This is a genomic window from Rhodobacter sp. P2_H5 (assembly GCF_056403335.1).
In genome coordinates, this window is the sequence record NZ_JBFUFS010000045.1 from 1 (window position 1) to 1,935 (window position 1,935).

Annotated in this window: 2 protein-coding genes; both read left to right on the top strand. The window is 62.8% G+C overall.

Annotation, left to right across the window (positions count from 1 at the left end; all coding sequences use genetic code 11):
- Positions 1–924 (top strand): Fic family protein (locus AC1DVR_RS23285; protein WP_478003005.1); only part of this gene is annotated, 924 nt, incomplete at its 5' end.
- A 144-nt stretch (positions 925–1,068) separates the two neighbouring features.
- Positions 1,069–1,935: DUF932 domain-containing protein (locus AC1DVR_RS23290; protein ID WP_478003006.1), on the top strand; the 867-nt coding region annotated here is incomplete at its 3' end.

Sequence of the window (1,935 nt, forward strand, 5' to 3'; positions counted from 1 at the left end):
GAACATGCGGCGCATGTCCGCCTGCAGGAAGAGATCGACCGCCGGGCAGTCGAGGGCACTCTCCCAGATCCGAGCGATCCGTCGTTCATCAAATGGCTGCACGAAGCCTTCTATGAAGGTGCCACCGAAGAGATGCTGACCCTGCGTCATGGGGGCCAGGTGGTCCGGATCTTTCCCGGGGAATGGCGGCAGGGCGACGTGGAGGTCGGTGCCCATGTTCCGCCACCTCATGAAGCTGTGCCCGCATTCATGGCGCATTTCCACACGCGCTTTCGGCTGGATTGGCTGAATGGTCAGGTCACGCGCACACTGGCCGTGGCCACAGCGCACCATCGCTTCAACTTCATTCACCCGTTCTATGACGGCAATGGCCGCGTCAGCCGCTTGATGTCGCATGCGATGGCTCATCACGCTGGGATCGGGGCAAGGGGGCTCTGGTCGGTATCCCGTGGCTTGGCGCGGGGGCTTCAGGACGGTCTGCCAGGCCACGAGGAATACCGCGAGATGATGCAGCTTGCGGATAGAGTCCGTCAGGGCGACCGTGACGGGCGCGGGAACCTCTCTTTGGCTGCGCTCGTGACTTTCACGAAGTGGTTCCTGGCTGTTTGCGAGGATCAGGTAAGCTTCATGGCAGGGATGCTCGACTTCGACCGTTTGGGAGAACGTCTGGCCCGCTATGCTGCGCTGTCTGGCCTAGGCCATAGGGCAGGGGAGTTGATGCGCATTATCCTCCTGCGTGGTGAGGTCGAGCGCGGTGACGTAGCAGCCCTGCTGGGAGTGGCCCCGCGAACCGCACGGGCCACGATGAAATCCCTCCTGGACGATGGCGTGGTCGGGTCCGAGACCCCCCGCGGCGCCTTGATGCTGCGCTTTCCCAGCAAAACCCACGATGTGCTGTTTCCGCGCCTGTTCGACCTGGCCTGAAGGCCCTGCCGTGACGGGGAACCGGCCATAGTGGTTCAGCACCGGTTCCGCGGCGAGCAGGGAAGAGTTCGAGGCAGGCTGAGGGTCTGATGACGGGCCAAGGTCGGGAGAGAGGCTTCCGGCGCCCGTCGCGGAGAGACTGTCATGAACACTATGGAAATTCTGGATCCCGTGCGGCCGGTGAATTCGCGCGGCTACAAGGTGGATGTGAGCCGGGGCGAGCGGAACGGGCGGGTGTCGTCCGAATGGTTCAACCGACCGGATGACGAGCGCTATCTGTCGCTCGACGATCTCTGGGCCTCGGTGAAGGGCCGTTCGGAGCGGAGCCGATCCCGGGTGGTTGAAACAGCGGAGATCCGGGTTGAGGCTTCGCGTGACAGCGCTGATCGGTTTCATCTGGTGCTGCCCAAAGCCAAAGAGCCCGTGGTGCCGACGCATTGGGCCTTTGGCCAGCTGGCCAGCATTGTCGGCGYACCGGCCTCCTACCTGCGGCAACTGCCTGCGCCGCTCGCGGGTATCAACCTTCAGTACGGCCTGAGCAACCACCGCGCTGAGCAGGTGAAAACCTTCGAGACCGAAGATGGTCGCACCGAACTGCGCGYGGTGACTGGACCTGACTATGGGCGCATCCATGACCATGAACTCGTCGAGGCGGTGCAGCGCATCGCAGGCAATGGCACCGGTGACACGCGCTGGAAGGTGCCGGGCGTCCTCGACTGGTCGACCGGGGTCTACAACCCCGATGTCGAGATCAGCCGCGACACGACGACGCTCTATGCATCGGATCGGGATGTCTTCCTGTTCCTGGTCGATGACCACAACCCGATCGAGGCCGGCCGGTTGGCTGATGGTTCGCCGGACCTCTATTTTCGGGGGTTCTACTGCTGGAATTCTGAGGTTGGCGCGAAAACCCTTGGAATCGCTAGCTTTTATCTCCGTGCGGTGTGCCAGAACCGCAATCTCTGGGGCGTTGAGGACTTCCAGGAGATCACCATCCGCCATTCGAAGTAC